Origin of the sequence: Pseudomonas sp. K2I15 (genome assembly GCF_002204795.1) — a bacterium.
Lineage (GTDB): Bacteria > Pseudomonadota > Gammaproteobacteria > Pseudomonadales > Pseudomonadaceae > Aquipseudomonas.
This window is the reverse complement of record NZ_NIXO01000049.1, coordinates 23855-49006: the sequence shown is the minus strand read 5'-3', so window position 1 is coordinate 49006 and position 25152 is coordinate 23855. Positions and strand designations below refer to the sequence as shown.

General features: G+C 59.6%; 28 protein-coding genes and 4 tRNA genes. 11 read left to right on the top strand and 21 right to left on the bottom strand.

The window, feature by feature from the left end; translation table 11 throughout:
* Positions 1–225, top strand: a 225-nt coding sequence (locus tag CEC48_RS31690) for a hypothetical protein (protein ID WP_218192540.1), incomplete at its 5' end; no start/stop codon positions are given.
* A gap of 331 nt (positions 226–556) precedes the next feature.
* On the opposite strand, the gene CEC48_RS23975 is transcribed toward CEC48_RS31690, so the two are convergent.
* Positions 557–1966 carry an O-antigen ligase gene (locus tag CEC48_RS23975; protein ID WP_088425998.1) on the bottom strand — a complete coding sequence of 470 codons (1410 nt, stop codon included), beginning with the start codon at positions 1964–1966 and terminating at the stop codon, positions 557–559.
* 84 nt (positions 1967–2050) lie between these two features.
* Positions 2051–2464, bottom strand: coding sequence for a pilin (locus CEC48_RS23970; protein ID WP_088425997.1), 414 nt, complete (start codon positions 2462–2464; stop codon positions 2051–2053).
* Positions 2465–2664: 200 nt separating this feature from the next.
* Here CEC48_RS23970 and CEC48_RS23965 point away from each other — a divergent pair, with 200 nt between their 5' ends.
* Genes CEC48_RS23965 through yacG form a run of 4 tightly spaced genes read left to right on the top strand, consistent with a single transcriptional unit; the run spans position 2665 to position 5565 of the window.
* Positions 2665–3873 (top strand): type II secretion system F family protein, encoded by a 1209-nt coding sequence (locus tag CEC48_RS23965; protein ID WP_088425996.1) that lies wholly within the window; start codon positions 2665–2667, stop codon positions 3871–3873.
* Positions 3870–4748, top strand: a complete 879-nt coding sequence (locus CEC48_RS23960; RefSeq protein WP_088425995.1) for an A24 family peptidase — start codon at positions 3870–3872, stop codon at positions 4746–4748. Before CEC48_RS23965 ends, CEC48_RS23960 begins: the two co-directional genes overlap by 4 nt.
* Positions 4745–5368, top strand: a complete 624-nt coding sequence (gene coaE, locus CEC48_RS23955) for a dephospho-CoA kinase (RefSeq protein WP_088425994.1) — start codon at positions 4745–4747, stop codon at positions 5366–5368. Before CEC48_RS23960 ends, coaE begins: the two co-directional genes overlap by 4 nt.
* Positions 5365–5565, top strand: coding sequence for a DNA gyrase inhibitor YacG (gene yacG / locus CEC48_RS23950; protein ID WP_088425993.1), 201 nt, complete (start codon positions 5365–5367; stop codon positions 5563–5565). The genes coaE and yacG overlap by 4 nt, the downstream gene beginning before the upstream one ends.
* Here the strand turns inward: yacG and CEC48_RS23945 are convergent.
* The 3 genes from CEC48_RS23945 to CEC48_RS23935 all read right to left on the bottom strand — a co-directional run bounded on the left by CEC48_RS23945 (position 5562) and on the right by CEC48_RS23935 (position 6996).
* A complete protein-coding gene (locus CEC48_RS23945) occupies positions 5562–5777 on the bottom strand; it encodes a hypothetical protein (RefSeq protein ID WP_088425992.1) in 216 nt (71 codons plus the stop codon). The genes yacG and CEC48_RS23945 overlap by 4 nt on opposite strands.
* A gap of 65 nt (positions 5778–5842) precedes the next feature.
* A complete protein-coding gene (locus CEC48_RS23940; RefSeq protein WP_088425991.1) occupies positions 5843–6532 on the bottom strand; it encodes an energy-coupling factor ABC transporter permease in 690 nt (229 codons plus the stop codon).
* Positions 6529–6996, bottom strand: coding sequence for an FAD/FMN-containing dehydrogenase (locus CEC48_RS23935; RefSeq protein ID WP_088425990.1), 468 nt, complete (start codon positions 6994–6996; stop codon positions 6529–6531). Before CEC48_RS23935 ends, CEC48_RS23940 begins: the two co-directional genes overlap by 4 nt.
* 102 nt (positions 6997–7098) lie before the next feature.
* Between CEC48_RS23935 and CEC48_RS23930 the strand changes: the two genes are divergently transcribed.
* The 3 genes from CEC48_RS23930 to CEC48_RS23920 all read left to right on the top strand — a co-directional run bounded on the left by CEC48_RS23930 (position 7099) and on the right by CEC48_RS23920 (position 9350).
* Positions 7099–7728, top strand: coding sequence for a DUF1780 domain-containing protein (locus tag CEC48_RS23930; protein WP_008437312.1), 630 nt, complete (start codon positions 7099–7101; stop codon positions 7726–7728).
* An 89-nt stretch (positions 7729–7817) separates the two neighbouring features.
* Entirely contained in the window at positions 7818–7991 is a 174-nt protein-coding gene (locus CEC48_RS23925; protein WP_010174986.1) for a DUF3094 family protein, read from the top strand.
* A gap of 60 nt (positions 7992–8051) precedes the next feature.
* The gene (locus tag CEC48_RS23920) at positions 8052–9350 is read left to right on the top strand and encodes an NAD(P)/FAD-dependent oxidoreductase (protein ID WP_088425989.1); all 1299 of its coding nucleotides are present in this window, start codon (positions 8052–8054) and stop codon (positions 9348–9350) included.
* A 189-nt stretch (positions 9351–9539) separates the two neighbouring features.
* Here the strand turns inward: CEC48_RS23920 and CEC48_RS23915 are convergent.
* The 7 genes from CEC48_RS23915 to rluD form a co-directional block, all read right to left on the bottom strand.
* A tRNA-Pro gene (locus CEC48_RS23915) sits at positions 9540–9616 on the bottom strand.
* Between the two features lie 94 nt (positions 9617–9710).
* Positions 9711–9786 (bottom strand) — tRNA-Lys (locus tag CEC48_RS23910).
* A 5-nt stretch (positions 9787–9791) separates the two neighbouring features.
* Positions 9792–9868: transfer RNA gene (locus CEC48_RS23905), tRNA-Pro, on the bottom strand.
* A 10-nt stretch (positions 9869–9878) separates the two neighbouring features.
* Positions 9879–9954: transfer RNA gene (locus CEC48_RS23900), tRNA-Asn, on the bottom strand.
* A 300-nt stretch (positions 9955–10254) separates the two neighbouring features.
* The gene (gene clpB, locus CEC48_RS23895) at positions 10255–12819 is read right to left on the bottom strand and encodes an ATP-dependent chaperone ClpB (protein ID WP_088425988.1); all 2565 of its coding nucleotides are present in this window, start codon (positions 12817–12819) and stop codon (positions 10255–10257) included.
* Positions 12820–12949: 130 nt separating this feature from the next.
* Complete coding sequence (pgeF, locus tag CEC48_RS23890) at positions 12950–13675, bottom strand: peptidoglycan editing factor PgeF (protein ID WP_088425987.1); 726 nt, start codon at positions 13673–13675, stop codon at positions 12950–12952.
* Positions 13672–14634 carry a 23S rRNA pseudouridine(1911/1915/1917) synthase RluD gene (rluD, locus tag CEC48_RS23885; RefSeq protein WP_088426001.1) on the bottom strand — a complete coding sequence of 321 codons (963 nt, stop codon included), beginning with the start codon at positions 14632–14634 and terminating at the stop codon, positions 13672–13674. The genes pgeF and rluD overlap by 4 nt, the downstream gene beginning before the upstream one ends.
* A gap of 149 nt (positions 14635–14783) precedes the next feature.
* Here rluD and CEC48_RS23880 point away from each other — a divergent pair, with 149 nt between their 5' ends.
* Both CEC48_RS23880 and CEC48_RS23875 read left to right on the top strand, forming a co-directional pair.
* Positions 14784–15809, top strand: a complete 1026-nt coding sequence (locus CEC48_RS23880; RefSeq protein WP_088425986.1) for an outer membrane protein assembly factor BamD — start codon at positions 14784–14786, stop codon at positions 15807–15809.
* Between the two features lie 125 nt (positions 15810–15934).
* Complete coding sequence (locus CEC48_RS23875; protein WP_088425985.1) at positions 15935–16168, top strand: PP0621 family protein; 234 nt, start codon at positions 15935–15937, stop codon at positions 16166–16168.
* On the opposite strand, the gene thiO is transcribed toward CEC48_RS23875, so the two are convergent.
* From thiO to pilV, 5 genes are all read right to left on the bottom strand, one after another.
* A complete protein-coding gene (gene thiO, locus CEC48_RS23870) occupies positions 16155–17264 on the bottom strand; it encodes a glycine oxidase ThiO (RefSeq protein WP_088425984.1) in 1110 nt (369 codons plus the stop codon). The genes CEC48_RS23875 and thiO overlap by 14 nt on opposite strands.
* A gap of 62 nt (positions 17265–17326) precedes the next feature.
* Positions 17327–17728, bottom strand: a complete 402-nt coding sequence (locus tag CEC48_RS23865) for a type IV pilin protein (RefSeq protein WP_088425983.1) — start codon at positions 17726–17728, stop codon at positions 17327–17329.
* Between the two features lie 12 nt (positions 17729–17740).
* Positions 17741–18268: a PilX N-terminal domain-containing pilus assembly protein gene (locus CEC48_RS23860; protein WP_088425982.1), complete on the bottom strand. Its 528-nt coding sequence runs from the start codon at positions 18266–18268 to the stop codon at positions 17741–17743.
* A gap of 7 nt (positions 18269–18275) precedes the next feature.
* Complete coding sequence (locus tag CEC48_RS23855; protein WP_088425981.1) at positions 18276–18983, bottom strand: PilW family protein; 708 nt, start codon at positions 18981–18983, stop codon at positions 18276–18278.
* Positions 18980–19456 (bottom strand): type IV pilus modification protein PilV, encoded by a 477-nt coding sequence (gene pilV / locus CEC48_RS23850; RefSeq protein WP_088425980.1) that lies wholly within the window; start codon positions 19454–19456, stop codon positions 18980–18982. Before pilV ends, CEC48_RS23855 begins: the two co-directional genes overlap by 4 nt.
* Before the next feature lie 219 nt (positions 19457–19675).
* Between pilV and CEC48_RS23845 the strand changes: the two genes are divergently transcribed.
* Positions 19676–20257, top strand: a complete 582-nt coding sequence (locus CEC48_RS23845) for a GspH/FimT family pseudopilin (RefSeq protein ID WP_088426000.1) — start codon at positions 19676–19678, stop codon at positions 20255–20257.
* Here CEC48_RS23845 and ispH read toward each other — a convergent pair.
* The 4 genes from ispH to ileS all read right to left on the bottom strand — a co-directional run bounded on the left by ispH (position 20211) and on the right by ileS (position 25141).
* On the bottom strand, positions 20211–21158 hold the full coding sequence (gene ispH, locus CEC48_RS23840) for a 4-hydroxy-3-methylbut-2-enyl diphosphate reductase (RefSeq protein WP_088425979.1): 948 nt from the start codon (positions 21156–21158) through the stop codon (positions 20211–20213). The two genes, CEC48_RS23845 and ispH, sit on opposite strands and share 47 nt — an antisense overlap.
* A gap of 204 nt (positions 21159–21362) precedes the next feature.
* Positions 21363–21800, bottom strand: a complete 438-nt coding sequence (locus tag CEC48_RS23835; protein WP_176438775.1) for a peptidylprolyl isomerase — start codon at positions 21798–21800, stop codon at positions 21363–21365.
* Positions 21801–21807: 7 nt separating this feature from the next.
* Positions 21808–22317, bottom strand: a complete 510-nt coding sequence (gene lspA, locus CEC48_RS23830; protein ID WP_088425977.1) for a signal peptidase II — start codon at positions 22315–22317, stop codon at positions 21808–21810.
* Positions 22310–25141, bottom strand: a complete 2832-nt coding sequence (ileS, locus tag CEC48_RS23825; RefSeq protein ID WP_088425976.1) for an isoleucine--tRNA ligase — start codon at positions 25139–25141, stop codon at positions 22310–22312. The genes lspA and ileS overlap by 8 nt, the downstream gene beginning before the upstream one ends.
* Between the last annotated feature and the right edge of the window lie 11 nt (positions 25142–25152).

The following is a 25152-nucleotide window of genomic DNA, read 5'->3' as shown; positions in this document are numbered from 1 at the left end:
CAACATTTCCATGCTGATCACCCTGTGTTCTCCTGCTCGAAAAGTGAGCAGAAGCAGTTGAACACCTGGGTCAGTTTTCAGTCGGCAGAACAGCCTCTATTGGGTCAGTTTTCGGTCAGCGGCAACACTCACCTACTAGTAGGGACTCATCAGGTCCCGGCATCGCCCTTCTTACGGGGCCTCAAAACTGACCAAGTCGAAAACTCGAAAGATTCAATCATCTGAAGTGAAAGCTCGGAACCAGGAGCATAGTTCCGAAATGGGTAGGTATTTGCTGTTACTGTCCGAGTCCGATACGGGTATTGGAATAGCACGAGTGGGGCCTCCGAATGCTCGTACAGACTGTGAGGGCAGATCAAGGCACTCAGCAATTTGCATAAATAACACACCACAAAATGCCGACATCAGAAACGGGAAATATATAAAAATCAGAGGGTTAGCCTGGCATATTTCGGTAGTACTAACACGTGACCTTCGCGTTACGAGTGCGCTGCTCTACCGGCTGAGCTACACGGGCGGTGGGCTAAAGCTAGCACTGCCTTGGACGTCCGGCAACTCACTGCTTTTCAAGGGCAATCACACCCTGCACCCAAAAGCGCGGCTGCAGGTGATCTTTGCCGGAGCCCATGTAGTGCTGGATACGCTCCGTGAGGTGGGGCACGTCACGAATCGCGACGAACACCAAAAGGCCGACGGCCATGACACCCGCCGCCGTCCACATTTTGTACAACATCGGCACAGGGGCTGCCGGCGAGGTTCGCCACACATGCAATGCCATCAGCCACCCGACCACCAGCGCCAGCCAGAGTTGCGAGACGGGCATCACGATCACGCCATCCACCATGGCCTGGGTCAGCGCACCGATCAGCGAGGCGAACAGGCACAGGCGCAGCAAGTCCACGGGCACTACAGACAACGCACGCTCACGCACTACTCCCAGGGTCGTCCAACCCGCCCGCGTAGCCAACGCGATCACACACAGCGTCGACGGCACACCCCATTCGCTGGCCCACTGCAGAATCGCCTGATGAGGGTGAGCGGCAATGTCGTTGGCGATATCGGCGAAATGCATCGGCCCGAAGCCCAGCCAAGGCCGCTCAACAATCATATTCCAGGCCTGCCACCAGATAGGCCCGCGCGCTGACAAGGTGGTCGTCAGGCGGTCTGCGGCACCGTTGGAAATCTGAATCCCCAAGTACCCTGTCAGCACGGTGAACACCAACCAATACAGCAACAACCCGCAGGCCAGCGCCGCCAACTGCCACGCCAGCCAGCGGCGACCCGAAGCCCCCAAAAACACCAGAGCAGTGCCGGCGATGCCCATGCCTAGCCACGTGCCACGAGTACCGCCGCTGATCGCGATCAGCCACCAGACACACAGCAGCGCAAACACCATTGCCCGCGCAGTACGCGAGACATTTGAAAGCAGCAAGGGAAGTGCCAGCAGCGGCAGGGTGAAGGTCTGGAACTGACCAAAGAAGCGTTTGTTGGAGAATCCGGACAACAGCAAGTCGGTGTTCAATACCGCTTCGCCGCGGGTAAACGCGAGGAGGCCGGCGTGCAGATATTGAATACTTTTGATCATGCACAGCAGCAATACGAACAGGATCAAAACGCGATCCAGGGACTCATCACCATTACGTCTGACCCGGCTGAAAGCAACGGCAGTGGCACCGCAACTGATGACCATCGCAAACTCGGTCAAGGCCCAGAGTGGCTGATGAGCCAGCACTGCAGAAACCAGGCCCATCACCCCAATCAGCGACACCCCGAGCGCTGTCGGCCTATCGACGTATCGCTCTGCCTGCGGCAAGCACAGCCCATACACCACCGCACATACTGCCACCGATATCTGCACCACTCGTTGCCAATCGTGGCTACTGAACGGCGCGCAGATAGCCAGCGTCAGCAGGCACATAACCACGACGAGGAATGTGTTCCCCCGCTGCTGAACGGACAATGTCATAGGCAACCTCTACTTCCTTGTGGCGGGTTGGAGCGGTTACGCACACGCTCTCCATTGTTGCGTAAACAGTAGACGACCTTACGATCAGGCGCCGCCGGCAGTACAACCTTTGACAGCGTATTGGTCTTCTGCCGTGGTGGTGCACTTCCAACCGGTCGTGGCACTACGGGTCAAGGTGATGGTCTTGCCCAATACCGGTGCGGGCGCGTCGAGGATTTCACAGGCAATCGTGCCGGCGCCGGTGGCGATATCGCCGGTCACGTCAATCTTGCAGTTGGCCGTTGGGCTGGTTCCGCCAATCAGGCCCAGGGTCGGCGACGTACCTTGGTTCAGCGTGTCTTCAAATCCCGCCTTCAACGCGGAGACCTCGGCCAGCCCTGCGGTGAACTTGGCCTTGGCCTGGTGCTTGGTGTACATGGGCAGGCCGATGGTGGCCAAAATGCCGATGATCGCCACGACGATCAACAATTCGATCAAGGTAAAGCCTTTCTGACGCATCACATTCACTCTCCAGAATAGAACCTGTCGCGAGGCGTATCCTGCACCCCGTCTCGGTAACCGCGCCAGTGTACTCACCCCCGCGCAGCCAATCCTGTACAAGACGCACAAACTGACATTTTTTCGCTCAAGCCCCCCCGCCCAAATCCGTCACCTGACTAAGCTATAAATCTTCCACTGTCTGTGTGCGGAACTGCGAAATGAATGATGTTTCAGCGATCTATGCCTGGGAAGGCGTCAACCGCAAAGGGCGCAAGGTATCTGGAGAAACCAGCGGTCACAATCCTGCATTGATCAAGGCACTGTTGCGCCAGCAAGGGATCAGTCCTGGCCGCGTACGGAAAAAATTCGTGGGCTGGCCGAGCCTCGCGTCGCCGGTCAAACCGGCAGAGATCGCCCTTTTCACCCGCCAATTGGCAACACTATTAAAGGCCGGTATCGCGCTTCTACAAGCGTTGGATATCATCACCGAAGGCTTCGACAACCGGCATATGCGCGCGCTGGTACAAGGTTTGAAGCAGGAGATCGCCGCCGGCAGCAGCCTGGCGGTCGCCCTGCAGAAACAACCACGTTACTTCGACGAACTTTACTGCAACCTCATTGCTGCGGGGGAGCAGGCGGGCGCACTTGAAGCGCTGCTGGAGCGGGTCGCCACCCACCTGGAAAAAAGCGAACAACTGAAAGCCAGGATCAAGAAGGCCATGACCTACCCCATGACGGTGCTGGCAGTCGCCACCCTTGTCAGCGCGATCTTGCTGATTCACGTCGTGCCGCAGTTCCAGGGCCTGTTTGCCGGCGTCGATGCCGAACTGCCGGGCTTTACCTTGGGGGTCATCAGCCTGTCGGAGTTCATGCAGCAAAACTGGTGGGTGCTGATTTTGGCCGCAGGGGCCAGTTTCGCAGGGCTGCGTAAAGCCTATCGGTCATCCACAGGCTTTCGGCATTGGCTCGATGCCAGTTTGTTGAAAGCCCCGGTGGCAGGCACACTGCTGAAAAAATCCGCGGTCGCCCGCTACGCCCGCACGCTTTCAACCACCTTTGCCGCAGGAGTACCGCTGGTACAGGCATTGGATTCAGTAGCCGGCGCCACGGGCAATGGGCTGTTCAAACAGGCAATCAATCGTATGCGGCACGACGTATCAACCGGAACTCAACTGAATGAAGCCATGGCCGCAAACGGTCTGTTTCCGGGCATGGCGATCCAGATGACCGCTATCGGCGAAGAGTCGGGCACGCTGGACAACATGCTGGAAAAAGTCGCCAGCCACTACGAGGCTGACGTCGATAACCTGGTGGATAACCTCACCAGCCTGATGGAGCCGCTGATCATGGTGGTACTCGGGGGTATCGTCGGGGCATTGGTGCTCGCCATGTACCTGCCGATCTTCCAACTCGGTACAGCATTTTGAGCCTGCCCCTGACCGAAATTCTTGTTTATCAGCCATGGGTGTTTGTATCAGGCGCGCTGGTGCTGGGCCTGATTGTCGGGAGTTTTCTCAATGTGCTGGTGTGGCGCCTGCCGAAGATGCTGGAGCGTGAATGGCGAGCCCAGGCCCATGAGGTCCTTGGCCTTCCCGCCGAGCCCGTCGTCGCCCCCTATAACCTGATGCACCCCAACTCCTGCTGCCCGCACTGCAACCACCCGATTCGCCCCTGGGAAAATATTCCACTGCTGAGCTACGTGTTGCTCAAGGGCCGCTGCTCAAGCTGCCATCAACCTATCAGCGCGCGTTACCCCGTCACAGAGTTGGCGTGTGGATTGATCTCGGCGGTTGTTGCCTGGCATTTCGGCTTCGGCTGGGCGGCCGGCGCGATGATGCTGTTGAGCTGGGGCTTGCTGGCGATGAGCCTGATTGATCTAGACCACCAACTGCTGCCGGATGTGCTGGTGTTGCCGTTGCTCTGGTTGGGGCTGATCCTGAACAGTTTTGGCGTTTTTGTGTCACTGCCCGATGCGTTGTGGGGCGCAGTAGCCGGCTATATGAGCCTGTGGTCGGTGTTCTGGCTGTTCAAGCTGATCACCGGCAAGGACGGTATGGGCTACGGTGATTTCAAGTTATTAGCAATGCTAGGCGCCTGGGGTGGCTGGCAAATCCTGCCGATGACGCTGTTGCTGTCGTCCCTGGTGGGCGTGATGGGTGGCCTGACTCTGTTGCGCCTGCGCAAAGCCCAAGCCTCCACTCCAATGCCTTTTGGTCCGTATCTGGCAATTGCCGGCTGGATTGCATTGCTCTGGGGTGGTCAAATAACCGACTTCTATTTGCAGTCTGTCGGTTTCAGATGACCACTTCTGTTGCAACACCCTGGATTCTTGGCCTCACTGGCGGCATCGGCAGTGGCAAAAGCGCGGCAGCCGAACACTTCGTACGGCTTGGCGTGGACTTGATTGACGCCGACCACGCCGCGCGCTGGGTAGTCGAACCCGGGCGCCCGGCCCTGGCGCAGATTGCCAAGCATTTCGGTGCAAGCGTGCTGCAGCCTGACGGGCAACTGAACCGTGGGGCGCTGCGCAAGCTGATCTTCGAAGTACCCGACGAGCGCCGTTGGCTGGAGGCGTTGTTGCACCCGCTGATCACTGAGGAAATTCGCAGCCATCTGGCGCGCGCCAAATCGCCTTACGCGATTTTGGTGTCACCGTTGCTGATCGAGTCCGGCCAGTACACCATGACCCAACGGGTGCTGGTGATCGATGTGCCGCAATCGTTGCAGATTCAGCGTACCCTGCAGCGCGACGGCATCAGCGAAGAGCAGGTGCAGGCGATTCTCAAGGCCCAGGCCACCCGTGAAGACCGCCTGCGCCATGCCGATGACGTGCTGGTCAATGACCAGGACCTGGCCCGGTTGCATGCCGAGGTCGAGCGACTGCACCACTTTTACCTTACTTTGCGTGGAGGCCGATCATGAGCCAACCCTTGACCGTCGAATGCCCAACCTGCGGCGCACCCGTGGAATGGAAAGCGAACAACCCCAACCGCCCGTTCTGCTCGGACCGTTGCAAACTGATCGACCTGGGCGCCTGGGCGTCGGAAGAACACAAGATCCCGGTCAGCCCGGACGCCGAAGACGAACTGTTCTCCGAAGACTTTCAGCCCAAACACTAAGGCCGCATAAAGCCATAGTCCTGCTGGTCATCGAGATTCTCTGCAAGGTATTGCAGCTCGTCGGCCAGGTCTTCAAAACTGCGCACGCCCTTGCTCTGCTGCACCACCGCACTGAGCATGGCGCGCAGGGTCAAGCCCGGGTCAAAGCCGATTTCCTGCGCCGCGTCCTGGCTTCTGTGTAACTCCTGCCGTGCCCACTCGTACACACTCATGATTGCGCGCTCCTGAAAGTTTTGCAGAGCATGAGACCACTCACGTGTTCAGGATTTGACCTGGATCAAGACCGTGGATCGTCGTCCTTCCAGGGCGCCGAGAGGTAGCGGGTACGGTTGAACGTCTCCAGCCACTCCGGGCAAAACACCACCAGGGCGCTGATCACCATGCCGTTGATAAAGGCCTCGGGGAAAATGATCAGCCATAAGTAGCCGACGAAATCCTCGATCCACTCCGGCATCGCGAAACGGCCGTCGAACCACAGCAAACCCATGCCCGCCAGCAGGCACAACAAGGCCGACAGCGCTGCCGCGAAAAAGCCCGAACAGAAGATATACACAAACGGATTACGCGGCCTCGCACGCTCCACCAGCAGCGCGCAGCCTTCGGTGACCAGCACCGGCAACAGGATCAGCAGCATGCCGTTGATGCCCACGGCAGCCAGGTCCTGGCGGCCAAGCAGCACCAGGCCGAGCTGTGCGGCAAAGCCACCCACTATCGCCAGAGGCCAATCGAGCAGCAGGGTCACGGCGGTCATGCCGATGAAGTGATAGGACACGCCCGTGTCGAAATCCCGGCGTACCAACCACAACATGAACAGCGCGAATACGGTGCCAAACAGCAAATGCTGGCGCCGCCGGTCGGCAAACAACTCGACCCACGGCGAACGCAGGAGCGCCCACATCACCACCGGCGCGTACAGCAGCCAGCCGATGCTGAGGGTTTCCGGCGCCAGTACCGCTGCGCTGATCACGGCTGTACCTGCTCCAGGGCCTGGCGCAGTTCAGCGGCGGAGTCGTACTCGTGCTGCGCCACCAACTTCCCGTGATCCAGTTGCAGCCACAGCACTTTATCCACAGGTGCCGGATAGCCCGGGGTTACACGGGCATCGCGGTCAAGCATCACGCGATAGTTGTAGGCCTGCATGGCCGGCACCGCGAACATCTTCGCAATCAGCCGGGGCATGCGCTGGATATCGGCCAAAAACACCGTGTGCCGGGCCTCCAGATAACCCTTGAGCTGGCCTTGCAGCGCGGCATCAACGATTTTCGCCGCGTCCATGCTGCGCGCTACCAGCAAGGTTTGCGCCTGGTCATCCAGGGTGTAGGCCTGGTCGAACTGGTCAAGCAGCGTCCAGGGCGCAACACGCTCACCCACTTCGAGGGCCTGGGCCCACAAGGGCAAAAGACTCAAGAACAGCACCACAAAAAACTTCACTGCACACACCTCTTAGCCCGGGAAACTGTCGAGTGGCCAGTCTACACCGACCTTTTGACGCGGGACTTCCTGTGGTCATCATTTGGACGCTAAGCTGGTGACATGGATGACTCAGATTATTTGCGCCTGCTCACCGTAGCGGCCGAACAAGCCAACGCGTTCCTGTCCAATGCCCGCAAATGGGAGCGTGAGCGTTGGGTCTGCCAGCGCCTGTTGCAAGGCTTGAACGTGCCCTACCGCGCCGAAGAGTTCCACGCCGCCGGGCAAGAGCCGCCGGACGTGCTGTTTCGCGATGCCAGTTTCGAGGTGTTTTTCGTACTCGACGAAGGCCGTCGCCTGAACGATGAGTGGCGCGACGAGCTGTTGCGTCGACGCAGCGCCTTTTCCCTGAGCCAGTTGGTCCGCCGCGAAGCCAAACCCCGGCGCATTCCCGCCCACGAATTTCTGCTGCGCCTGGCGCCGACCCTGCGCAAGAAGGCTCACAACTATAAAGAGCGCGGGATGGATCTGGGGGAGCTGGACCTGATCGCCTTCGCCAGCCTCAAGCGCGAAGTGCTAGACCTCAACAGTCATTTCCCGCCGCCCACCGAGTACCTGCGCCAGGGCTGGCGCTCGTTGTCCTTGGTGGGCCCGACGTTTGCCCGCGTATTGTTCGCTCATCCGGACGCTCCGGACTTCTTGCGCAACAATCTGGGCCGCAGCATAGTGTTTGATGTGGGCATCAGCCTGTGATCGGGTTGGCGACTATGCTTCTGGCAATGCCGCCAATCCCACGACTGTAACGTGGCGCCCTTTAGCAACGTCTACCTGACGAGGCCTTTATGACCAGCCGCCTGAACCCCGACGACCAACAGCATGTCGAAGAGTACCTGCAACTGTCCCAGAACCAAGTCGAGCGCAAGCCTTTCCGGCCGTGGCTGCTCCTTGCCGTGGTGCTGGTTGCGGTGATCGGCCTGGGTTTGCTGAGCCGCCTTTTGAGTTACCTGACGCTATGAGCTGCCTTGCGCTCGCTCGGGTAACCGCACCGATTTCTTTTAGCCTTGCGAGATATCCCCATGACCCATCGTATTATTATCGTCGGCGGCGGCGCCGGCGGCCTGGAGTTGGCTACCCGCCTGGGTAAGACTCTGGGCAAGCCCGGCACCGCCAGCATCACGCTGGTGGACGCCAACCTCACCCACATCTGGAAACCCTTGCTCCACGAAGTGGCGGCCGGCTCGCTGAACTCTTCGGAAGACGAACTCAATTATGTTGCCCAGGCAAAATGGAACCACTTCGAGTTCCAGCTGGGGCGCATGAGCGGGCTCGATCGTGAGCAGAAAAAAATCCAGCTGGCCGCCACCCTCGACGAAGAAGGCCGCGAACTGGTGCCCGCACGTGTGCTGGGCTACGACAGCCTGGTGATCGCGGTCGGCAGCACCACCAATGACTTCGGCACCGAGGGCGCGGCGCAGCACTGCCTGTTCCTCGACACCCGCAAGCAGGCCGAGCGTTTCCACCAACAGTTGCTCAACCACTACCTGCGCGCCCATGCCGGGCAGACGGATGTGGTGGAGCAGATCAGCGTCGCCATCGTCGGCGCCGGTGCCACCGGTGTGGAGCTGGCCGCCGAGCTGCATAACGCTGCGCATGAGCTGGCAGCCTATGGCCTGGACAAGATCAAGCCGGAAAACATGCACATCACCCTGATCGAAGCCGGCCCACGGGTCTTGCCTGCCCTGCCGGAGCGCATTGGCGGGCCTGTGCATAAAACCCTGGAGAAACTCGGGGTGACGGTGCTGACCAACTCCGCGGTAAGTGAAGTGACTGCCGACGCCCTGATCACCAGCAGCGGCCAGGTGATTCCGGCCAGCCTCAAGGTCTGGGCCGCCGGGATTCGTGCGCCAGGGTTCCTCAAGGATATCGACGGACTGGAAACCAACCGTATCAACCAGCTGCAAGTACTGCCGACCCTGCAAACCACCCGCGACGAGAACATCTTCGCCTTTGGTGACTGCGCGGCCTGCCCGCAACCTGGCACCGATCGCAATGTGCCGCCACGTGCCCAGGCGGCGCACCAGCAGGCGTCGCTGCTGGCCAAATCGCTGAAACTGCGGATCGAGGGCAAGGATCTGCCGTCGTACAAATACACCGACTACGGCTCGCTGATCTCGCTGTCGCGTTTTTCGGCTGTGGGTAACTTGATGGGCAACCTGACGGGCAGCGTAATGCTGGAAGGCTGGCTGGCGCGGATGTTTTATGTGTCGCTGTACCGCATGCACCAGATGGCGCTGTATGGCTTCTTCCGTACTGCGATGTTGATGCTGGGGAGCAAGATTGGTCGAGGGACTGAGCCGCGCCTTAAATTGCACTGATAACACGGTCCCTGATGGGACTCCGGTAGTGTGGGAGTGGGCTTGCTCGCGAAAGCGGTGTGTCAGTCAGTACACCTGGCACTGAAGCACCGCTTTCGCGAGCAAGCCCGCTCCCACATTTTTTGTGGTGAGCCCAGGATTTTCGCGCAAAAAAAATCCCCGTATCTTTCGATACGAGGATTTTTAATATGGTCGGGGTAAGGGGATTCGAACTCCTGACATCCTGCTCCCAAAGCAGGCGCGCTACCGGACTGCGCTATACCCCGGTAAAAAAAAGGCGACCTTTCAGTCGCCTTCTTCGATCAGCGCTTTTGGCCTCTGATCTTAAGATTCGATTCCAGCGTTAACTGGTCTCAAAAATGGTGGGTCGTGTGGGATTCGAACCTACGACCAATTGGTTAAAAGCCAACTGCTCTACCAACTGAGCTAACGACCCAAATATGGTCGGGGTAAGGGGATTCGAACTCCTGACATCCTGCTCCCAAAGCAGGCGCGCTACCGGACTGCGCTATACCCCGGTTTTGAAATTGGCTCCGTGACCAGGACTCGAACCTGGGACCCAATGATTAACAGTCATTTGCTCTACCGACTGAGCTATCACGGAACTACATATTTCAAAGTGTTACGTTGTTGCTTGTTACCTTCTCTTCAACGCTTCCGTATCGCTACGTTAGTGCCTCTGAGGCGCGCTATTCTACAATCTTAAAAAACCCTGTCAACCCTTTAAATTGCTTTTAAGACAATGATTTGCGCTTGTTTCTGATTTCTCCTTGGGGAGAAGAAACCGTTGGGCTGACGTTGCTGCGGGGCGCACTTTACAAGCCTTTGCCTTACAGTTCAACGCCCTATCGAAAAAAAAGGCCCCGCAATGCGGGGCCTCTTCTTATAGCTGTGGCGCTTGGGCTCAGTGGAAGACGATTTCGTCGTTTTCCACGGTGGCCTCGACGCTGGTGCCCGGCATAAAGCTGCCCGACAGGATCAGCTGTGCCAACGGGTTTTCGATCCAGCGCTGGATCGCACGCTTCAACGGCCGTGCGCCATACACCGGGTCGTAACCGACGGCGATCAGCCTGTCCAACGCCTCGCGGCTCAGGTCCAGCGACAACTCGCGCTCTGCCAGGCGGCTGCGCAGGCGACCCAACTGGATCTCGGTGATGCCCGCGATTTGATCCCGCGCCAAAGGCTCGAAGATCACCACTTCGTCGACCCGGTTGATGAACTCCGGCCGGAAGTGGCTGGTCAGCGCGTCCATCACCGCTGCACGCTGGGCTTCACGATCACCTACCAATTCCTGGATCTGTACCGAGCCCAGGTTGGAGGTCATCACGATCACCGTATTACGGAAATCCACGGTACGCCCGTGGCTGTCCGTCAGCCGGCCGTCTTCCAGCACTTGCAGCAACACATTGAACACATCCGGGTGGGCCTTCTCGACCTCGTCCAGGAGGATCACCGAGTAAGGCTTGCGCCGTACCGCCTCGGTCAGGTAACCGCCCTCTTCGTACCCTACGTAGCCTGGTGGCGCCCCAATCAGCCGAGCCACGGAGTGTTTCTCCATGAACTCGGACATATCGATCCGCACCATGGCCTCTTCGGTATCAAAGAGGAACTCGGCCAAGGCCTTGCAGAGCTCGGTCTTACCTACGCCGGTCGGGCCGAGGAACATGAACGAGCCGCTCGGACGGTTAGGGTCGGACAACCCGGCCCGGGAACGCCGCACCGCGTTGGATACCGCGACCACCGCCTCGTCCTGGCCGATGACGCGCTGGTGCAACAGGCTTTCCATCTTCAGCAGCTTGTCGCGCTCGCCTTCGAGCATTTTCGACACGGGGATACCGGTCCACTTCGAGACGACTTCGGCGATTTCTTCCTCGGTCACCTTGCTGCGCAGCAACTGGTTCTCAGGCTTGCCGTGCTGGTCGACCATCTGCAGGCTGCGCTCCAGGTCCGGGATCACCCCGTACTGCAACTCGGCCATGCGGTTCAGGTCGCCTTTACGGCGGGCCGCTTCCAGTTCCTGACGGGACTGCTCGATCTTTTGCTGGATCTGCGCAGAACCCTGCACTTCGGCTTTTTCCGAGGTCCAGATTTCCTCGAGGTCCGAATACTCGCGCTCCAGGCGAACAATTTCTTCCTGGAGTTTTTCCAGGCGTTTCTTCGCCGGTTCGTCCTCTTCTTTCTTCAGGGCCTGGGATTCAACTTTCAGCTGAATCAGGCGCCGATCCAGACGGTCCAGCACTTCGGGCTTCGAATCGATCTCCATCCGAATACGGCTGGCCGCTTCGTCGATCAAGTCGATGGCCTTGTCCGGCAGCTGACGGTCGGTGATGTAGCGATGGCTCAACTTCGCCGCCGCAATGATCGCGCCGTCGGTGATCGCGACTTTATGGTGGACCTCATACCGCTCTTTCAGGCCACGCAGGATCGCGATGGTGTCTTCTTCGCTTGGCTCTTCCACCAGCACTTTCTGGAAGCGACGCTCAAGGGCCGCGTCTTTCTCGATGTACTGGCGATATTCGTTCAGCGTGGTCGCACCGACGCAATGCAACTCGCCACGCGCCAATGCAGGCTTGAGCATGTTGCCCGCATCCATCGAACCTTCGCCTTTGCCGGCGCCGACCATGGTGTGCAGTTCGTCGATAAACAGAATGATCTGCCCTTCCTGCTTCGACAGTTCATTCAGCAGGGATTTCAGGCGCTCTTCGAACTCACCACGGAACTTGGCGCCAGCAATCAGCGAGCCCATGTCCAGCGATAGCAGGCGCTTGCCTTTAAGGCCATCCGGCACTTCACCATTAATGATGCGCTGGGCCAGGCCTTCGGCAATCGCGGTTTTACCCACGCCAGGCTCGCCGATCAGCACCGGGTTGTTCTTGGTGCGACGTTGCAGGACCTGGATGGTGCGACGAATTTCGTCGTCACGGCCGATCACCGGATCGAGCTTGCCTTCTTCGGCGCGCTTGGTCAGGTCCACGGTGTATTTGTCCAGGGCCTGACGCGACTCCTCGTGGTTAGGGTCATTTACCGCTTCGCCGCCACGCAGGTTGTTGATGGCGTTTTCCAGGGCCTTTTTGCTCACGCCCTGACCCAGCAACAATTTGCCGAGCTTGCTGTTGTCGTCCATGGCGGCGAGCAGCACCAGTTCGCTGGAGATGAACTGGTCACCCTTCTGTTGGGCCAGGCGATCGGCCTGGTTAAGCAGGCGCGCCAAGTCCTGGGACATATTCACGTCGCCAGTAGGATTTTGGATTTTCGGCAGTTGGTCGAGCTCTTTGCTCAACTCCTTGCGCAGGCTGTTGATGTCAAAGCCTACCTGCATCAGCAACGGTTTTATGGAGCCGCCTTGCTGCTCCAGGAGCGCTTGCATCAAGTGCGCAGGCTCGATGGCCGGATGGTCGAGGCCAACCGCCAAGGATTGAGAGTCTGATAATGCCAACTGCAATTTGCTGGTTAAACGATCAATACGCATTAGTCACCTTCCTTTTGAGCAGGCCGGAGCTATAAAACATCCTGAATGAAGAAACCTGCCAGATACCCCTATAGATGTGGTCGATTCTGGAAGATTCAAGCTGCCGGCACTTGACGCAGGTCAGGAGAGTCTAGCGTTCCAGCCAGATAAGGGAGGCAAAGCGACCAGTGCGCGGGCTGCGACGGTAGGAATAGAAGCGAGGATCGGTCACGGTGCACAAGCCACCACCGTACACAGCAGTGACGCCGCGGGCTGCGAGACGCAGGCGGGCCAGCTGATAAATGTCAGCCATGAACTTGCCCGGGGTCTGACTGGGGACGAACGCGGCAATCGTTTCCGGAAGTTGCTGCAGAAAGGCTTCACGCACTTCCGGGCCGACTTCAAAGGCTTGCGGGCCAATGGCCGGGCCCAGCCAGACCAGCACTTCGCCCGGTTCAGTATCGAGACTTTCAAACGTCGCCTCCAATACACCAGCCGCCAGGCCACGCCAACCGGCATGGGCCGCAGCGACGCGGGTGCCGGCACGATTGCAAAACAAGGCAGGCAGGCAATCTGCCGTCATTGATGTGCAGGCGATGCCTGGGGTGCTGGTCCAACTGCCATCGGCTTCGGCAGTTCGGCCAGGATCGGCCTCAACCACAACGACACCGTGAACCTGACGCAACCAGGCCGGCTGAATATTGAAGGCATCGGTGAGGCGACGGCGGTTTTCGAGGACGGCGTCGAGGCTGTCCTCAACATGATCACCAAGATTGAAGCTGTCGAACGGCGCCACACTGACGCCGCCCGCACGGGTGGTAACGCAGGCTTTCACCCCGGCCGGCGCGGGCCAGTCAGGAATCAGCCAGTCACTCATCCGATAAACGCCTCGCGATCCTGCTTGAGCAGCAACAACAACCAGACAAAATCGTCTGGAAGTGGCGATTCCCAGCTCATCCGCTTACCGCTCGTCGGATGATCCAGCTCCAGGAAGCGGGCATGCAGCGCCTGCCGTGGGAAGGTTTTCAACGAATCAACCATGGTTGCACTGGCCGCAGGCGGAATACGGAAACGGCCACCGTAGGCCGGATCTCCGACCAACGGGAAGTTGATGTGCGCCATGTGCACCCGAATCTGGTGGGTACGACCGGTTTCCAGCTTCACCCGCACGTGGGTGTGGGAGCGAAAACGCTCAAGCACACGGTAGTGGCTGACAGCTTGTTTGCCGCCTTCCATCACCGCCATGCGCTGGCGCTGCTGGCCGTGGCGACCAATCGGGGCATTGATTTTGCCACCGGCGGTTACCACGCCGATCACGATGCATTCGTAGATCCGGCTGACGCTGCGGCTCTGCAGTTGTGTGACCAACTGCGTCTGCGCCTGAATGGTCTTGGCCACCACCATAAGGCCGGTGGTGTCCTTGTCCAGGCGGTGCACGATGCCGCAGCGCGGGACATTGATGATGTCCGGCACGTGGTGCAGCAAGGCATTGAGCAGGGTGCCATCAGCGTGCCCGGCTGCCGGGTGAACCACCAGGCCTGCGGGCTTGTTGATCACCAGGATGTCGTCGTCTTCATAGACGATGTCCAGTTCAATGTCCTGGGCGATCCATTCTCCCTGGGCTTCCTGCTCGGCAGTCAGCTCAAGAATCGCACCACCATGGACTATGTCTCGCGGGCGGATAACCGCTCCATCCACAGTCAGGCGGCCGTCTTTGATCCAGGCGGAAAGGCGCGAGCGCGAGTGCTCAGCGAATAATTGTGCGGCGACTTGATCGAGGCGTTGGCCGCCCAATTCGGACGGCACCTCTGCGCTAAGTTCAATTTTATCGGACATGCTCAGACTAGGCGTGGCACAGCCTTTGGTTTCGGCTGCGCGCTTGTGGTTAAATACGGCGTCTTTTGCCCCGAGGCTTTCCAAGGGGCGCTCATCATAACAGGACGGCCCCGCCCAAGACAGCGGCCGTCATAGGGACGCAAGCCGCCATGCAAGTGAAACACCTGCTGCTGATCGCCATCCTCGCCATGACTGCTGCTTGCTCGTCAACAAAGGAAGTCGTCGACGAAAACCTGAGCGAGGTCGAGCTGTACCAACAAGCTCAGACCGACCTGAACAACCACAGCTACACCAGCGCCACGGCAAAGCTAAAGGCACTGGAGTCGCGGTATCCGTTCGGGCGCTACGCCGACCAGGCCCAGCTAGAGCTGATCTACGCCAACTACAAGAACGCCGAGCCGGAAGCTGCCAAGTCCGCCGCCGAGCGTTTTATCCGCCTGCACCCACAACACCCGAACGTCGACTACGCCTACTACCTCAAGGGCCTGACCTCGTTTGACCAGGACGTTGGCCTGCTGGCGCGCTTCCTGCCGCTGGACATGACCAAGCGTGACCCGGGCGCTGCCCGCGACTCCTACAACGAGTTCGCCCAGCTGACCAGCCGCTACCCCAACAGTCGCTACGCGCCGGACGCCAAGCAGCGCATGATCTACCTGCGCAACCTGCTGGCTTCCTACGAGATCCACGTAGCCCACTACTACCTGACCCGTCAGGCGTATGTCGCTGCCGCTAACCGTGGCCGCTACGTAGTGGAGAACTTCCAGGAAACCCCATCGGTGGGTGACGGCCTGGCAGTGATGACCGAGGCTTACCAGCGCCTGCACCTGGACGCCCTGGCTGCAACCAGCCTGGAAACCCTGAAGCTGAACTACCCGAACCACCCAAGCCTGGTGGATGGCCAGTTCGTGCCGCAGGTTGCTGAAGCCGACAACCGTTCGTGGCTGAGCAAATACACCCTGGGCCTGATTGAGTCCCGTCCACCGCTGCCGCCGGGCGAAACCCGCGCCAACCAGGACATCATCAAGCAATACCAGGACGCCAAGGATTCGATTCCATCGGACCTCAAGCCGCGTGACGAAAACGGTGACCTGATCGAAGAGCAAGGGCCTCAAGCCCTGGGCAACAACGAAGATCGCTCGTGGTTCAGCTACATGACGTTCGGTGTTTTTGACTGATCGTTCGCCGCGATGCAAAAAGGGAGCTCCTCGGAGCTCCCTTTTTATTGCGCAGCATAATTGCGCTGTGCGCCTGTCACGTCCTTGGCTAAACTGCCTCATTCCTTGTCGAGAAGCTGCCCACCATGGTTCGTCTACTGTTCTGGATTGCCGTTATTGCTGCCGCGGTATGGTTTTGGCGCAAATTCAAAAGCCCGGCCGCCAAACAGCAGCGGCCCAGCGAACCAGGCACGATCCAGATGGTTCGTTGCGCCCACTGCGGCCTTCACCTGCCGCAGGAGCGAGCCTTGAGCCAGCGCCAGGAGTGGTATTGCACCCAGGCGCATCTGGAGCAGGGGCCGAAGTCTATCCAGCGTTGATTCGACCTGCGGGCGCGTAAGGCGCCGGATCAATGATCGGCGTACGCTCCAGCAACAAATCGGCGAACAACTGGCAGGACGCCGGCGCCAGCACCAGCCCATTGCGGTAATGCCCGCAGTTGAGCCACAGCCCATCAAACCCTGGCACCTTGCCAATATAGGGAATGCCTTCCGGCGAGCCGGGCCGCAAGCCGGCCCAATGCCCCACCACTTCGGCATCGGCCAGGGCCGGAATCAACTCGATGGCAGAGGCTTTCAGGCTTTCCAGTGCCGAATCGGTGGGCGTCTTGTCGAAACCCTCATGCTCCAGCGTGCTGCCGATCAGAATGTGCCCATCGCGCCGGGGAATTGCATAACGGCCCTTGGCCAGGACCATGCTCGATAAAAAGTCCGACGCGCATTTGTACAAAATCATCTGACCCTTGACCGGCTCCACGGGCAACGCCAACCCCAGGCTGCCCAGCAACTCACCGCTCCAGGCACCAGCAGCGAGCACCACTTGATCGCCATGGATCGGGCCAAGCGCTGTATTCACGCCAACAACTTTACCGCCCAGCTGAATAAAACCATCAACCGCACACTGTTCATGAATCGTCACGCCTGGCAGGGCCAACAAGGCGGCCTTGAGGGATTTGACCAACCGTGGATTACGCACATTGGCCACGTTCGCCATATAGATCGCCTGGGAAAACCCGGCACCCAGCACCGGCACAGCGTCATGGGCCGCTGAAACATCCACCTTGCTCAACGGGCGCCCTTCGCGGGCTGCCCAGGCAAGCGCCTCGGTTTCATCTTCCAGGTCCAGCCAGTACAGACCGGTGGTGTGAACTTCCGGATCGACACCGGTAGCCGCGAACAGACGCTCCGCCAGTTGCGGGTAAAAATCCTGGGACCAGTGCGCCAGTGCAGTCACCGCAGGGCTGTAGCGCCACGGGTACAGTGGGGAAACAATGCCGCCGCCGGCCCAGGAAGACTCCTGCCCGAGCGCCGAACGATCCAGCAGCACAACCGCCTGCCCCTGGGTCGCCAGGTTGAACGCCGTCAACAAGCCGATTACCCCACCACCCACAACCACTACTTGCTGTTGCTTAGCCATTGTTCGATCCAGCCGATAAAAAGAAAAAGGCACGCCCGGCGCCCAATCGTCCAGCTTCCTCATCATTGCCCCCAACACGCCTTGCGCGTCATATCAGGCGCGGCTCCCGGATTGCTTCGCGCACCGGTACTGCTCAGGCTGAAGGCGGCACAGGGATCGCCGGCCATCACCGACTCAATGGCGGGCGTGGCAAGCAGAACGAAATCCTGAGGGTTCAATGCAGGGGTGATTCTATAGCGATCATTACCGGCGATGACGCCCGTCGCATCAATAAAAGTGCCGTTCCTCGCGTAATAGCGCTCAAGGTGCTGCGCTTGCTCAGTCAGCAGCCCGGCAATTTGTGCGCGATAGACCTTTTTCATATGGCTGGCATACCCGGGATAGGCGACGCCCGCCAGGAGCCCGATGATCGCCACGGCGATCAATAACTCGATCAGGGTGAAGCCTTTGCAATCCTTGCTCATCGTACTGTTCACCTATTGAAGTTGCCGCCACATGATTCGTCGAAAACGTTCACCGGGCCCGCTGCCCACGCGTGCATACACCGTCTCCAGAACGGAGCGCGAGTGGCCACTGGCACCCACCGATGTCACGCGATAAAGGGTTGCCTGGGTTCCTGCAGGGAGATGAACCAAGCCCAGGCCCTGCCCCAGATTTTGAATACCGTAGATGCCATCTTTCATCCCGACCCAGGTGACAGCCGAAACGGGGTTCGTCCCCGGCCCCACTACCGAAAGCGACTCGGCAGGCGGCGCACACGCGGCAATCGAGCGACAAGGGCCCAAGGCAAAACCAGGCGCCTGCACCGCTGACTCGCCGAGCCTGAGCCCGCTTTCAGCCAGTTGAAACGACTGGTTGCGCTGCCGAATGCTCCCAGTAACCTTTTCTTGCGAGATTGCCCCTTGCATCGAAGACAACCCCAGGAACGCCAACAGCAGCAGAAATACCAGGCTGATCAGCAAAACCATGCCAGCCTGCTTTGAACGAGAGCGGTAATAACCCATGAGTGCGCTACTCCAGACGATTACGCAGCGCCGCGACAACGCTATAGGCCTGGTCTTTCACCAGCCCCTTTGGATCCTGAAGTGTCAGCAGAATCCGCACGCTGCGTATCAGCGACTCATCACCGGGGCTGGGGTCGTATCGGGTGACGACCGTTGAGCCAGGCTTTGCGGCCATCCCGAAACTGAAATCAAAGGCTCCCACGTTATCCACAAGCACTGCCTTGCTCGGGGCAGCCAGTGTGCTGAACTTCAACTGCCCACCCTCAAAGGTGTAAGTCAGCTTGCGCAGTGGAAAGCGGATCTGCCCGGGCGCCGGTGCCGGCGGGCTCCCCGCATAGGCCTGGGCAGCACCGGTGCAATCGGACAGCACCGTCCAGTCAGGCTTGCTGCCGCCCTCCCCGACGTCAGCGGTCACCAGCGTCAGGGACCGGGAGCCGCCGGTAGCACTCCAGCCGATGGGACGGTCGAAATCTGCGGGCGCGTTGCTGATGGATGCAGTGGTCAGGCAACCAAACATGCCCGCCTGGCGTATTTCCTGAATTAACTTGCCCAGGACAAACCGTGCGTCATCCTGCAACAACGAAGCCGCCCCCTGACTGGCATGAGTGGTTCGGGAGCTGAGCGCGATCTGGGTCACGCCCATGATCAGCACCAGGCCGAGAGCCAACGCCAGCAGCATCTCCACCAGGCTGAAACCACGAGCAGGCCCGCTCATGGCAATACCCTTGGGTCGACGGCAACCCTACTGGTCAGGGTGAATGTTTCCCGGGCTCCCTGGACCTTCGCCCCACGGGAATCGTCCCAACTGATGCTGATAGTCACCTCTCGCTGATTGACCGCAACCGATCCCTTGGCACTCTCCCCGGCAAATCCCGCGATGTTGGCTTCGAAATCGTGCAGGTCCAGATCACGGACACTCGCGACGGCCGAGCTGGAGGGCGCACGCTCGCTCTGCCCCCACGAGTAATCAGCGCCCGAGTTGGCGCGGACCCGATCGAGCATGTCGTACGCAATGAAACTGGCCTGACTGGTCATCCTGGAACTGTCGGTGTATTTCAACGCATTGAGCTGAATCACCGCCGCTCCCAGGAGGCCAACGGCCAGGATCAGCACAGAGACCAGGACCTCGATCAGGGTCATACCCGCTTGGGTCAGTTGGGGGTGAGTCGTTACGGGACAAGCGTTCATTACCATCGTCATCCATGTCGAAGGTCATCAAAAAGCAGCGGGAAATCTGCCGTGCGACGCAAGACTAGCGCCGGTCTTGCCTGAGCGCTGCACCCCGGAACAAAGCGAAATACTTTGGACAGGATGGCCATCATTCGTCGCCCCGGCCTGGGCGCTATAACTATGTCTGCCACCCGGCACCCACTGAAAAAGCACACCACGTCCACGGAGGGACGGCAGATGAAACAACGAGGTTTCTCGCTGATTGAGCTAATACTGGGACTGTTCCTGAGCGGCATACTGGCCAATCTGGCAGTGCCCAGCTTGAAGGGATTGCTTGAGTCGCAACGACGCCAAAGCGCCGCCGAATCACTCGCCGGAGGTGTACGTTACGCCCGCACGCAAGCCATCGTGCGCAACCGCACGGTGGTCATCCATGCACTGGACGATGACTGGAGCCGGGGATGGAGGGTGATACTGGACCTGAACGGTCGCGGCCACCTGGACGACGATAACCCGGTGCTGCTGGAGCGCCAGGACAGTGGGCAGATACCGATTGTGGGGAACACGCCGGTGAGAACCCAGATCCGCTTCAGCGGCCTGGGTGAACCGCTGCTGTCAGCAGGCGCCTTCAGTGCTGGCACCGTTCACATTTGTGCAACGGACCAGCAACTGAGCCTGCATCAAATAGTGCTGGCGGCCAGCGGGCGCATCAGCCTGCGCAGCAACAAGACCGAGCAGGCGCTATGCCGGGGCTACGCCGGCACTCTGGGGCTCAGAGCAGCGAACGAACCCGCAGCTCCTTGGGCATGGAGAAAGTGATGTTCTCCTCACGACCAGCCAGCTCATCAGCGCCGGTGGCGCCCCAGGCCTGCAGTTGCTGAATAACGCCACGCACCAACACTTCCGGGGCCGAGGCACCCGCCGTGATGCCGATGCGCTCGACACCGTCGAACCAGCTGCGCTGCATGTCTTCGGCACCATCGATCAGGTAGGCCGGAGTGGCCATACGCTCGGCCAGTTCGCGCAGGCGATTGGAGTTGGAGCTGTTCGGGCTACCGACCACCAGCACCACGTCGCATTCGTCGGCCAATTGCTTGACCGCGTCCTGGCGGTTTTGCGTGGCGTAGCAGATGTCGTCCTTGCGCGGCCCGCCAATCGCAGGGAAGCGCGTGCGCAGCGCATCAATGACGCGGCTGGTGTCGTCCATCGACAAGGTGGTCTGGGTAACGAAGGCCAGCTTTTCAGGATTGTGTACCTGCAATGCGGCGACGTCTTTTTCGTCTTCCACCAAGTAGATCGCGCCACCATTGCTGCCGTCGTACTGGCCCATGGTGCCTTCGACTTCCGGGTGACCGGCGTGGCCGATCAGGATGCATTCACGACCATCACGGCTGTAGCGCGCAACTTCGATATGCACCTTGGTCACCAACGGGCAGGTGGCATCGAACACTTTCAGGCCACGGCCTGCTGCTTCGGTACGCACCGCCTGGGAAACACCGTGGGCGCTGAAGATAACGATAACGTCGTCCGGCACCTGGTCCAGCTCTTCAACAAAGATGGCACCGCGACTGCGCAGGTCTTCGACCACGAATTTGTTGTGGACGACTTCATGGCGCACGTAAATCGGCGGCCCGAAGACTTCCAGGGCGCGGTTGACGATTTCAATCGCCCGGTCCACGCCGGCGCAGAAGCCACGGGGGTTGGCGAGTTTGATTTGCATGCTGTGCCTCGTGTCTTGCCCTGTAGGAGCGAGCTTGTGTGGTGAGGGAGCTTGCTCCCGCTGGGCTGCGAAGCAGCCCCAACCTGGGCAATCGAGACACATCAGGTGTATCTCGGTGAACAGTTTGGGAGTGCTACGCACTCCAACGGGAGCAAGCTCCCTCACCACAACAAGCTCGCCCCTACAGTAGGCCGGTTTCGTTAGTTACAGCGCTTTAACGTCGATGATTTCAACATCAAAGGTCAAGGTTTTCCCGGCCAACGGATGGTTGAAGTCGATGGTCACTTGCGCGTCATCAAAGACTTTCACCACACCCGGCAGTTCGGTATTCGCCGCATCGTTGAAGATCACCAGCAAGCCTTCCGACAGTTCCATGTCCTGGAACTGCGAACGCGGGATGATCTGCACGTTTTGCGGGTTAGGTTGGCCAAAGGCGTTTTCCGGCAGGATCTGCAGGTTGCGCTTGTCGCCAGCCTTGAAACCAAACAGTGCCACTTCGAAACCCGGCAGCAGGTTGCCATCGCCGACCTTGAAGGTCGCCGGGGCCTTGTCGAACGTGCTGTCGACCGTGTCGCCATTCTCCAGGCGCAATGCGAAATGCAAGGTGACTTCCGTGTTCTGACCGATGCGTTGCTCAGCCAATACCTGTTCAGTCATGAACGGTCTCTCCGGTTTTCTTACTTTTGAACATATCCAACGCCAGCATGATTGCACCGACGGTGATGGCGCTGTCGGCAAAGTTGAACGCCGGGAAGTACCAGCGGTTCTGCCAATGCACCAGAATAAAGTCGATCACATGGCCCAGGGCAATGCGGTCGTACAAGTTGCCCAATGCGCCACCGAGCACCAGGGCCAGCGCAACCGCCAGCCAGGTGTCATCGCGGCCCAGACGCTTAAGCCAGACCACCAGCACGGCACTGACCACCACGGCGATCAGGGCAAACAGCCAGCGCTGCCAGCCGGAGCTGTCAGCCAGGAAGCTGAACGCAGCGCCGGTGTTGTAGGCCAGGGTCCAGCTGAAGTAGTCGGGAATCACCACGATCTGCTGGTACATCTGCAAGGCGCCTTCGAAATGAGCCTTGCTGAGCTGGTCAATGACCAGCACCAGCACGCTCAGTACGAGCAAGCCTAGGCGTCCAAAACGACTGGCGTTAGGCATAGTGACGAACCTCGCCAGCGCCAGAGATGTTGTCGACGCAGCGACCACAGATTTCCGGATGCTCAGGGTTCACGCCGACATCTTCACGGCAGTGCCAGCAACGGGCGCACTTGGCGAAGGACGACTTGACCACTTTGAGCTTGAGGCCCGGGACTTCGGTCGCGACTGCATCCGCAGGGGCTTGAGCAAACGGCGCCAGGCTTGCAGTGGACGTGATCAGGACGAAGCGCAGTTCGTTGCTCAGCTTGGCGAGGTCAGCGCTCAGGCCTTCTTCGGCAAACAATGTGACTTCGGCCTGCAAGTTGCCGCCAACGGCTTTCGCCGCGCGCTGCACTTCCAGCTCCTTGTTCACGGCAACCTTGACGGCCATTACGCCTTCCCAATACTCGCGGCCCAGTTCGAAGTCGGCCGGGAGTTCGGTCAGGCCTTCATACCAAGTGTTGAGCATCACGGATTCGTTACGCTCGCCCGGCAGGTATTCCCAGAACTCGTCTGCGGTGAAGGCCAGGATCGGTGCGATCCAGCGCACCAGCGCTTCAGAGATATGGTACAGCGCGGTTTGCGCCGAACGGCGGGCCTTGCTGTTGGCGCCAGTGGTGTACTGGCGGTCCTTGATGATGTCGAGGTAGAAACCACCCAGCTCCTGCACGCAGAAGTTGTGGATCTTCGAGTACACGTTCCAGAAGCGGTATTCGCCGTAGTGTTCTTGCAGCTCGCGCTGCAGCAACAGGGTACGGTCCACGGCCCAACGGTCCAGGGCGAGCATTTCCTCGGCCGGCAGGATGTCGGTGGCCGGGTTGAAACCGGTCAGGTTCGACAACATGAAGCGTGCGGTATTACGGATCCGGCGGTAGGCATCGGCGCTACGCTGCAGGATCTGCTCGGACACGGCCATCTCGCCCGAATAATCGGTAGAGGCAACCCACAGGCGCATGATATCGGCGCCCAGGGTGTCGTTGACCTTTTGTGGCGCGATCACGTTGCCCAAAGACTTGGACATCTTGCGACCATTTTCATCGACGGTGAAGCCGTGGGTCAGCAACTCGCGGTACGGGGCGTGATCGTCGATTGCGCAACCGGTCAGCAACGAGGAGTGGAACCAGCCACGGTGCTGGTCGGAGCCTTCCAGGTACAGATCGGCACGCGGGCCGGTCTCGTGGCCCATCGGGTGCGAACCGCGCAGCACGTGCCAGTGGGTGGTACCGGAGTCGAACCACACGTCGAGGGTGTCGCTGATCTTGTCGTACAGCGGCGCTTCGTCGCCCAGCAGTTCGGCGGCGTCCAGTTTGAACCAGGCTTCGATGCCCTCTTGTTCAACGCGCTGGGCAACCACTTCCATCAGTTCGACGGTACGTGGGTGCAGCTCGCCGCTTTCCTTGTTCAGGAAGAACGGGATCGGCACGCCCCAGTTGCGCTGGCGGGAGATGCACCAGTCCGGGCGGTTGGCAATCATCGAGTGCAGGCGCGCCTGGCCCCAGGCCGGGACGAACTTGGTGTCTTCGATCGCTTTGATCGCGCGCTTGCGCAGGGTTTCGCCGCTGGTTGGCTCTTTGTCCATGCCGATAAACCACTGCGCGGTGGCGCGGTAGATCAGCGGGGTCTTGTGGCGCCAGCAGTGCATATAGCTGTGGCTGATGGTTTCGGTGTGCAGCAGCGCACCGACCTCAGCCAGCTTGTCGACGATTGCCGGGTTGGCCTTGAAGATGAACTGGCCGCCGAAGAACTCCAGGGACGGCGCGTACACGCCGTTGCTTTGCACTGGGTTGATGATGTCATCGTTGACCAGGCCGTATTGCTTGCAGATCACGAAGTCGTCTACGCCATAGGCGGGCGAGCAGTGAACCACACCGGTGCCGGCGCCCAGTTCAACGTACTCGGCCAGGTAGATTGGCGACAGACGGTCGTAGAACGGGTGACGGAAGTTGATCAGTTCCAGCGCGGAGCCGGTGGTGGTCGCGATCACCGAACCTTGCAGGTTGTAGCGGGCCAGGCACGACTCGACCAGCTCTTCAGCCAGCACCAGCAGCTTGTCACCAACGTCCACCAGGGCGTAGGTGAATTCCGGGTGCACGTTCAGCGCCTGGTTGGCCGGGATGGTCCACGGGGTGGTGGTCCAGATCACGATGGAGGCTGGCTTTGCCAGGCTCGCCAGACCAAAGGCTTCAGCCAGCTTGGCTTCGTCGGCGATCGGGAAGGCCACGTCGATGGTCGAGGACTTTTTGTCTTCGTATTCCACTTCTGCTTCGGCCAGGGCCGAACCGCAGTCGAAACACCAGTTCACAGGCTTGAGGCCCTTGAACACGAAACCGCCCTTGACGATTTCGGCCAAGGCACGGATTTCACCGGCCTCGTTCTTGAAGTCCATGGTTTTGTACGGGTTGGCCCAGTCGCCCAAGACACCCAGGCGGATGAATTCGGATTTTTGCCCTTCGATCTGCTCGGTGGCATAGGCACGGCACAGTTCGCGGGTTTTATCGGCGCCCAGGTTCTTGCCGTAGGTCACTTCGACTTTGTGTTCGATCGGCAGCCCGTGACAATCCCAGCCCGGGACATAAGGCGCGTCGAAACCCGAAAGGGTTTTCGAGCGGATGATCATGTCCTTGAGAATCTTGTTCAGTGCATGACCGATGTGAATCGTGCCGTTGGCATAAGGAGGGCCGTCGTGCAGGACGAATTTCGGACGATCCTTGCCAATCTCGCGCAACTTTCCGTACAGGCCAATACTGTCCCAGCGCTGCAGGATCTGCGGTTCGCGCTGTGGCAGGCCGGCCTTCATTGGGAAGGCGGTGTCCGGAAGGTTTAGCGTGGCTTTATAGTCGGTCATTTAAGGCTCTT

What these genes read in the sequence shown, in the direction of transcription:
- clpB (WP_088425988.1), bottom strand. Translation starts at nt 12,819, where the DNA reads ATGCGTATTGATCGTTTAACCAGCAAATTGCAGTTGGCATTATCAGAC.
- CEC48_RS23945 (WP_088425992.1), bottom strand. Translation starts at nt 5,777, where the DNA reads ATGAGTGTGTACGAGTGGGCACGGCAGGAGTTACACAGAAGCCAGGAC.
- CEC48_RS23965 (WP_088425996.1), top strand. Translation starts at nt 2,665, where the DNA reads ATGAATGATGTTTCAGCGATCTATGCCTGGGAAGGCGTCAACCGCAAA.
- CEC48_RS23975 (WP_088425998.1), bottom strand. Translation starts at nt 1,966, where the DNA reads ATGACATTGTCCGTTCAGCAGCGGGGGAACACATTCCTCGTCGTGGTT.
- CEC48_RS23920 (WP_088425989.1), top strand. Translation starts at nt 8,052, where the DNA reads ATGACCCATCGTATTATTATCGTCGGCGGCGGCGCCGGCGGCCTGGAG.
- ispH (WP_088425979.1), bottom strand. Translation starts at nt 21,158, where the DNA reads ATGCAAATCAAACTCGCCAACCCCCGTGGCTTCTGCGCCGGCGTGGAC.
- CEC48_RS23925 (WP_010174986.1), top strand. Translation starts at nt 7,818, where the DNA reads ATGACCAGCCGCCTGAACCCCGACGACCAACAGCATGTCGAAGAGTAC.
- coaE (WP_088425994.1), top strand. Translation starts at nt 4,745, where the DNA reads ATGACCACTTCTGTTGCAACACCCTGGATTCTTGGCCTCACTGGCGGC.
- rluD (WP_088426001.1), bottom strand. Translation starts at nt 14,634, where the DNA reads ATGTCCGATAAAATTGAACTTAGCGCAGAGGTGCCGTCCGAATTGGGC.
- lspA (WP_088425977.1), bottom strand. Translation starts at nt 22,317, where the DNA reads ATGCCTAACGCCAGTCGTTTTGGACGCCTAGGCTTGCTCGTACTGAGC.
- thiO (WP_088425984.1), bottom strand. Translation starts at nt 17,264, where the DNA reads ATGGCTAAGCAACAGCAAGTAGTGGTTGTGGGTGGTGGGGTAATCGGC.
- CEC48_RS23860 (WP_088425982.1), bottom strand. Translation starts at nt 18,268, where the DNA reads ATGGGTTATTACCGCTCTCGTTCAAAGCAGGCTGGCATGGTTTTGCTG.
- CEC48_RS23865 (WP_088425983.1), bottom strand. Translation starts at nt 17,728, where the DNA reads ATGAGCAAGGATTGCAAAGGCTTCACCCTGATCGAGTTATTGATCGCC.
- pilV (WP_088425980.1), bottom strand. Translation starts at nt 19,456, where the DNA reads ATGAACGCTTGTCCCGTAACGACTCACCCCCAACTGACCCAAGCGGGT.
- CEC48_RS23855 (WP_088425981.1), bottom strand. Translation starts at nt 18,983, where the DNA reads ATGAGCGGGCCTGCTCGTGGTTTCAGCCTGGTGGAGATGCTGCTGGCG.
- ileS (WP_088425976.1), bottom strand. Translation starts at nt 25,141, where the DNA reads ATGACCGACTATAAAGCCACGCTAAACCTTCCGGACACCGCCTTCCCA.
- CEC48_RS23875 (WP_088425985.1), top strand. Translation starts at nt 15,935, where the DNA reads ATGGTTCGTCTACTGTTCTGGATTGCCGTTATTGCTGCCGCGGTATGG.
- yacG (WP_088425993.1), top strand. Translation starts at nt 5,365, where the DNA reads ATGAGCCAACCCTTGACCGTCGAATGCCCAACCTGCGGCGCACCCGTG.
- CEC48_RS23845 (WP_088426000.1), top strand. Translation starts at nt 19,676, where the DNA reads ATGAAACAACGAGGTTTCTCGCTGATTGAGCTAATACTGGGACTGTTC.
- CEC48_RS23970 (WP_088425997.1), bottom strand. Translation starts at nt 2,464, where the DNA reads ATGCGTCAGAAAGGCTTTACCTTGATCGAATTGTTGATCGTCGTGGCG.
- pgeF (WP_088425987.1), bottom strand. Translation starts at nt 13,675, where the DNA reads ATGAGTGACTGGCTGATTCCTGACTGGCCCGCGCCGGCCGGGGTGAAA.
- CEC48_RS23880 (WP_088425986.1), top strand. Translation starts at nt 14,784, where the DNA reads ATGCAAGTGAAACACCTGCTGCTGATCGCCATCCTCGCCATGACTGCT.
- CEC48_RS23930 (WP_008437312.1), top strand. Translation starts at nt 7,099, where the DNA reads ATGGATGACTCAGATTATTTGCGCCTGCTCACCGTAGCGGCCGAACAA.